This window comes from Rhodococcus sp. (in: high G+C Gram-positive bacteria) (assembly GCF_049286785.1).
GTDB lineage: Bacteria > Actinomycetota > Actinomycetes > Mycobacteriales > Mycobacteriaceae > Rhodococcus_F.
Map to the genome: position 1 here is coordinate 1 of NZ_JBAQEO010000013.1, position 6,374 is coordinate 6,374.

The 6,374-nt window shown below is 68.8% G+C and carries 7 protein-coding genes; 3 read left to right on the plus strand and 4 right to left on the minus strand.

Going from position 1 to position 6,374, the window contains the following annotated elements:
- On the minus strand, positions 1 to 381 hold a 381-nt coding region (locus WAW17_RS00495), incomplete at its 3' end, for an FAD-dependent oxidoreductase (protein ID WP_422331073.1).
- Positions 382 to 498: 117 nt separating this feature from the next.
- On the opposite strand from WAW17_RS00495, the gene WAW17_RS00500 reads away from it, so the two are divergent.
- Complete coding sequence (locus WAW17_RS00500; protein WP_422331074.1) at positions 499 to 960, plus strand: gamma-glutamylcyclotransferase; 462 nt, start codon at positions 499 to 501, stop codon at positions 958 to 960.
- Between the two features lie 38 nt (positions 961 to 998).
- Here WAW17_RS00500 and WAW17_RS00505 read toward each other — a convergent pair whose 3' ends face one another.
- The 3 genes from WAW17_RS00505 to WAW17_RS00515 are packed head-to-tail and all read right to left on the minus strand — an operon-like array spanning position 999 to position 4,021.
- On the minus strand, positions 999 to 2,153 hold the full coding sequence (locus WAW17_RS00505; RefSeq protein WP_422331075.1) for a M20 family metallopeptidase: 1,155 nt from the start codon (positions 2,151 to 2,153) through the stop codon (positions 999 to 1,001).
- Positions 2,150 to 3,298: a M20 family metallopeptidase gene (locus WAW17_RS00510; RefSeq protein ID WP_422331079.1), complete on the minus strand. Its 1,149-nt coding sequence runs from the start codon at positions 3,296 to 3,298 to the stop codon at positions 2,150 to 2,152. Before WAW17_RS00510 ends, WAW17_RS00505 begins: the two co-directional genes overlap by 4 nt.
- A gap of 24 nt (positions 3,299 to 3,322) precedes the next feature.
- Positions 3,323 to 4,021 (minus strand): enoyl-CoA hydratase/isomerase family protein, encoded by a 699-nt coding sequence (locus WAW17_RS00515; protein WP_422331076.1) that lies wholly within the window; start codon positions 4,019 to 4,021, stop codon positions 3,323 to 3,325.
- Between the two features lie 20 nt (positions 4,022 to 4,041).
- Between WAW17_RS00515 and WAW17_RS00520 the strand changes: the two genes are divergently transcribed.
- The gene (locus WAW17_RS00520; protein WP_422331077.1) at positions 4,042 to 4,824 is read left to right on the plus strand and encodes a purine-nucleoside phosphorylase; all 783 of its coding nucleotides are present in this window, start codon (positions 4,042 to 4,044) and stop codon (positions 4,822 to 4,824) included.
- A partial coding sequence (locus WAW17_RS00525) for a phospho-sugar mutase (RefSeq protein WP_422331078.1) occupies positions 4,821 to 6,374 on the plus strand: 1,554 nt, incomplete at its 3' end. The genes WAW17_RS00520 and WAW17_RS00525, both read left to right, overlap by 4 nt.

A 6,374-nucleotide genomic window follows, 5' to 3' on the forward strand; every position in this document is an offset into this window, starting at 1 on the left:
CACCTGGTGCGAGGCCATCCCGAGCCGCGGATCCGTGAGCTCCGCCGTCCCCGACAGCAACTCCACACCCACCGACTGCAGCCGCGTGTGGATGTCGGAGGACTGCGCCTGCGCAAGGCTCTTCACACGGGCGTTGATCTTCGGAAGCGCGATGGTGGCCTGCGACGGATCGAGAGCGATTCCCAGATCGGTGGCCCGCCGCATGTCGGTTCGAACCCCGGTGGAGGCGATGAATGTCTTGGACGGCACGCAGTCGAACAACACGCACGCGCCACCGATGCCGTCCGAATCGATCAAGGAGACGGAGGCGCCGTGTTGCGCGGCCACCAGCGCTGCCTCGTATCCGGCAGGCCCGCCACCAATGATTACGATCCGGGTCATCTGTCCTCCAAATTCGAAGGCCGACCGGGGTCTCCGGCCGACATGTCACGCGAGCGCAGTGGGCGTTGTCGTGCACTGCATGCAACAGATTACTAGGCACGGTTTAGGCTTGCCGCCGTGTCGATCTATGCCGCCTACGGGTCCAACATGCATCCGGAGCAGATGTTGCAGCGCTGCCCTCACTCGCCGATGGCGGGAACAGGCTGGCTGCACGGCTGGCGTCTGACGTTCAGCGGCGGCGACATCGGCTGGGAGGGCGCGCTCGCCACCGTCGTCGAGGACCCCGACTCCAAGGTGTTCGTCGTGCTGTACGACGTGCCCGAGGAGGACGAGGTGAGCCTCGATCGCTGGGAGGGCTCCGAACTCGGCATCCACCGCAAGATTCGCGTGCGAGTCGACACGGACGGCGAACCGGTTCTCGCATGGCTGTACGTGCTCGACGCCTACGAGGGCGGATTACCGTCCGCCCGCTACCTCGGTGTCATGGCGGATGCCGCCGAGATCGCCGGAGCCCCGGCCGACTATGTGCGCGATCTGCGCACCCGCAACAGCCGTAACGTCGGGCCGGGCACCGAGTAGGTAGACCCGAGTCGGCCCTGCGGTGCTCTCAGCGCGCCTCAGCCGCCCAGTACGAGACTGCACAGCACCCGCACCCCGACGCCCAGCGCTCGCTCGTCCAGATCGAACGTGGGCTGGTGGATGTCGAGTTGCGGTCCCACACCCGACCAGACGCCGAGCCGGGCCATCGCGCCCGGTACCTCTTCGAGGTACCAGGAGAAGTCCTCGCCGCCGCCGGACTGGGGCGTGTCCGCGAGGGCGTCCGGGCCGACCGAGCGGATAGCGTCTTCGAGCATCCGGGTGGACGTCTCGTCGTTGACGACGGGCGGTACGCCGCGCCGGTAGTTGAGCTGGTACCGCACACCGGTCGGCGCGAGCAGTCCGTGCACGATCTCACGCACCAGTGGCTCGAGCATTTCCCATGTCTCGTGGTCGCCCGTCCGCACGGTGCCGGTCATCATGCCGGTCTGCGGGATGGCGTTGGGGGCGCGCCCGGCACTCACCGCACCCCAGACCATCACGGTGCCGGTGCGCGGGTCGATACGTCTGCTGAGCATGCCCGGCAACCCGGTCACCACCGTGCCCAGGGCGAACACCAGGTCGGTGGTCAGATGCGGCCTCGACGTGTGCCCACCCGGGGAGTCCAGGATCACCTCGACCGTGTCCGCGGCGGACGTGATCGCGCCCAGCCGGACACCGACCCGGCCCGCCGCGAGCCTGGGGTCGCAGTGGAGGGCGAAGATCCGGGACACACCCTCGATCCCGCCGCCCGCGATGACATCGAGCGCACCGCCCGGCATGACCTCCTCCGCCGGCTGGAAGATGAGTCGGACACCCACCGGACGGTCGGGAATCTCGCTGAGCGCCAGACCGGTTCCCAGCAGGATGGTGGTGTGGGCGTCGTGTCCGCACGCGTGCGACACGCCGGGCACCGTAGACGAGTAGGTGGCTCCGGTGAGTTCCTGCAGTGGCAGAGCGTCCATGTCGGCGCGCAACGCGATGCGCGGGGCGTTCCGGGGCCCGAGGTCGCATGTGAGGCCGGTACCGCCGGGAAGCAATTCGGGAGACAGCCCGGCCGCGGCCAGCCTGGTGGCCACGAACTCGGTGGTCGCGTACTCGTGCCGGGCGAGTTCCGGATTGGCATGGATGTGCCGCCGCCAGCCGGACAGGTCGTCGGTGTGAGCGAGAATCCATTTGTCGACAGCCGCATTCATCGGCGATCAACTCCTTCCAGCAACCGCACTCGCTGCGCGTCATCCATTGCCGCGCGAACTGCGGTGCGCGCGAGGGCAATTGCCCCGTCGATCAGTGCCCGGTCCGCGGACTCGGTGATACAGGCTTTCGCGAACTCGGGCTGATGCGTCACCGCACCGCCCGAATCGAGCCCGATCACAGGGTGGATGCCGGGTATGACGTTGGTGACGTTGCCCATATCGGTGCTGCCGAGGGGACGCGACCTTTCCCATTCGAGCGGAACCGGTAAACGGCCCATGTCGATGATCTCCTCCCGGTATGCCGCCACCAGCCACGGGTCCGGAGTCAGCTCCGTGTAGGTGGGCGACACCGTGCGAATATCGTGTGTGCACCCGGTGGCGAGTGCCCCGGCCGCGAAGCAGGCCTCCGCACGTGCGGTGAGGTCCGAGAGAGCCGAGGCGGTATCGGCACGCAGGTAGTACAGCATTTCGGCGCGGGCCGGAACGATGTTGGGAGCGGTTCCGCCGTCGGAGACGATCCCGTGCACCTGCTGGCCGGGGGCGAGGTGCTGACGCAGGAGACCGATACCGACCTGGGCGATCGTCGCGGCGTCGGCGGCGTTGCGACCGAATTCGGGTGCGGCAGAGGCGTGCGCCTCCCGGCCGTGGAAGGTTACCGCGATATCGGCCAGGGCCAGGGACGTGGCCCCGGTGATGTCGATGGGCCCCGGGTGCACCATCAGCGCGGCAGCCACCCCGTCGAACTCGCCCTGCTCCAGTAGCGCGATCTTGCCGCCGCCGCTCTCCTCGGCCGGGGTCCCGATGACGCGCACCGTGAGTCCGAGGCGCTCGGCGACTGCGGCGAGGGCCACCCCGGCTCCGACGGCCGACGCCGCGATGATGTTGTGCCCACAGGCGTGACCGATCTCGGGCAGCGCGTCGTACTCGGCGCAGATGCCGATGACGAGGTCACCGCTGCCGTAGGTGGCATCGAATGCCGTCGGCAGCCCGGCAATGCCCGAGCGCACCTGGAAACCATTCGTGCGCAGCAGTTCGGTGATCTTCGCAACGCTCCGGAACTCCTCGAACGCCAGTTCCGGTTCGTCGTGGATCGAATGAGACAGCGCGATCAGATCGGTCCCGATGGACCGGACCGCCGCCTCCATCTCCGCATTCACGCGCTCATTCTCTCACCCGAGACCGAAGTTGCTCTTGTCCGTGACCGTGGCGAGCGCGGTGAGGACCTCATGGTGGATGCCGCGCTTGATCCCGGCCAGGTTGTCACCGCGCGTGGCGGTGAGCGCGGAGGCCCGCGCGACGGCCACACCAAGGATGCCTTCGCCGTCCACGCTCTCGTCGACGATTCCTGCCGCGAGCGCGTCCGCGCCGTCGTACCGTCGACCGGTCGTCATCGCCTCGACCGCGGTCTGCCTGGGCAACCTCGTACTCAGCAACGCCGACATCCCCACGGTGAACGGCATGTTCAGGGTCGCCTCAGGCAGGCAGTAGAAACCGCGGTCGGCGCGCATCACCCGGAAATCGTGTGCCGTTGCGAGCATGGCACCCGCACCGAAGGCGTGCCCCTGCACAGCCGCGACGGTGGCCATCGGAAAACTCAGCAGCCGGGTGTAGATCGTGTGCACGCGGTCGAGATAGCCCGGAAGTCGGTCCACGTTCGCGAAGATCCAGGTGGTGTCCAGACCGTTGGTGAAGTACTTGCCCGTTGCGGTCGTGACCAGTGCGGCCGGACCCTCATGCGCTTCCACCTCGTCCAGCGCCGCGTGGACGGCATCGATCCATTCCGGGGCGAAGCGGTTCTCGTTGTCCGTCTCGTCCCGGCTGCCGAGGTACAGGACGAATACGTCGCCATCGCGATCCAGATAAGGCATGGGTGGAAGACTATCGCCTCATGGGAACGCCAGACGCCGCGGCCGCCGCGCTCGCCGCACACACGAACTGCGCCGAACATCCGATCGCCGTCGTCCTCGGGTCGGGGTGGCGCGCCGCCGCCGACCTGTTCGGCGAGCCCGTTTCGACGGTACCGATGGCCGAACTGCCCGGGTTCACCCCACCCTCCGCGGCGGGGCACGCCGGCACCGTCCGATCCGTGGAGGTCGGTGGGCAGCGGGTCCTTCTCCTGCTCGGCCGCACGCATGCCTACGAAGGACATCCGCTGTCCTCGGTGGTCCACCCGGTCCGGACCGCCGTCGCAGCCGGCGCGCACACAGTGATCCTCACCAACGCCGCGGGCGGAGTCCGTCACGACATGGCGGTCGGGCAACCGGTCCTCATCAGTGACCACCTCAACCTCACGGGTCGCTCGCCCCTCGTCGGCGCCGAGTTCGTCGACCTCGTCGACGCCTACGACCCCGAACTCCGGGCCCTCGCCCGCGAGATCGACCACTCGCTGACCGAAGGCGTCTATGCCGGACTGCCCGGACCGCACTACGAGACCCCGGCCGAGATCCGGATGCTCCGCACGCTGGGTGCGGATCTGGTCGGAATGTCCACGGTCCACGAAACCATCGCGGCACGTGCGCTCGGCGCCCGTGTGCTGGGCATCTCGCTCGTCACCAACCTCGCCGCCGGCCTCACCGGTGAGCACCTGGACCACCAGGAAGTACTGGCCGCGGGCCGGGAGTCGGCCACGCGGATGGGCACACTCCTGCGGCAGCTGGTGGAACGCCTGTGAATGCCGAGGTGAAGCGCTGGATCGCTCATGATCCCGACCCGCGGTCACGGGCCGAACTCCTGGCCCTCTCCCCCGAGGAACTCGCCGAACGCTTCGTGGCACCGCTGGCATTCGGCACCGCGGGCCTGCGCGGTCCGGTCCGGGCCGGCCCGAACGGTATGAACCTCGCGGTCGTGATCCGCACCACTGCAGGGTTGAGTGCCTGGCTGAAGGACCGGTGCCTGGGTGGTTCCACGGTCGTCGTAGGCCGGGACGCGCGGCACGGATCCGAGGAGTTCGCCCTGGCCGCCGCGGAGGTGCTGGCCGGCGCCGGTTTCGCGGTGGTACTGCTCCCCCGGCCACTCCCTACCCCGATTGTCTCGTTCGCGGTGCGCCACCTGCGCGCCGCGGCGGGTGTGCAGATCACCGCGTCGCACAATCCGGCATCCGACAACGGCTACAAGGTCTACCTGGACGGCGGTGCGCAGTTGATCTCACCGTCCGATCGGGAGATCGAAGCCGCCATCGCGGACGCCGGGCCGGCCGACGCAGTTCCGCGCACACGGGTCGATCCGGCGTCGGACGAGCTTCCCACGCTCTATCTGGACCGCGTCGCGACGTTACCGAAGGGACCGTCGCGCACATTGCGCATCGCACTCACCGCCATGCACGGTGTCGGCGGGGACACTGCGGTGGCCGCACTCCACGCCGCCGGGTTCACCGACATCCACACCGTTGCCTCGCAATTCCCACCCGACCCCGACTTTCCCACGGTCGCGTTCCCCAACCCGGAGGAGCCCGGCGCGGCGGACGCTCTCCTCGCGCTCGCCGAGGACGTCGAGGCCGACCTCGCCGTCGCCCTCGACCCCGACGCCGACCGATGCGCGGTGGGCGTTCGCGGCCCCGCCGGTTGGCGCATGCTTCGCGGAGACGAGACCGGGGTCCTGCTCGCCGACCACGTCCTCGCCTCGGCTCCGCCGGACTCGCTCGTCGCGACCACGATCGTCTCGTCCGCGTTGCTGGAGAAGCTCGCCGCTGCCCGCGGCGCGCGCTTCGCCCGGACCCTCACCGGTTTCAAGTGGCTCGTCCGAGCAGGTGAAGGGCTCGTCTACGCCTACGAGGAGGCCATCGGTCACTGCGTCGACCCGGAATACGTGCGGGACAAGGACGGAATCTCCGCCGCCGTGGTGGCAGCCGATCTCGCCGCCACCCTCCGCACCGAGGGCAGAACTCTCCTCGATCGACTGGACGATTACGCGCTCGAATTCGGACTGCACGCCGGCGATCAGGTGTCGCGGCGGGTCACCGACCTTGCGCAGATCGCCGCGACGATGTCCCGGCTGCGGGCCGATCCGCCGACGGACCTGGCCGGTGAACCCCTGCGCATCACGGACCTGTCGACCCTGCGCGGGCAATCCCGCGCCGATGCCGTAGTTCTCGAGGGCAGCACCCTCCGCGTCGTGGTACGTCCCTCGGGAACGGAGCCCAAACTCAAGTGCTACCTCGAAGTCGTCGTCCCGGTGCCGGACCGATCGGCGTTGGGCTCCGCCCGGTCGGCAGCGCAGGAACAG

Bases quoted from the DNA above. Each gene is read 5' to 3' on its own strand.
- WAW17_RS00505 (WP_422331075.1), bottom strand. From the start codon at position 2,153: ATGAATGCGGCTGTCGACAAATGGATTCTCGCTCACACCGACGACCTG.
- WAW17_RS00510 (WP_422331079.1), bottom strand. From the start codon at position 3,298: ATGGAGGCGGCGGTCCGGTCCATCGGGACCGATCTGATCGCGCTGTCT.
- WAW17_RS00515 (WP_422331076.1), bottom strand. From the start codon at position 4,021: ATGCCTTATCTGGATCGCGATGGCGACGTATTCGTCCTGTACCTCGGC.
- WAW17_RS00520 (WP_422331077.1), top strand. From the start codon at position 4,042: ATGGGAACGCCAGACGCCGCGGCCGCCGCGCTCGCCGCACACACGAAC.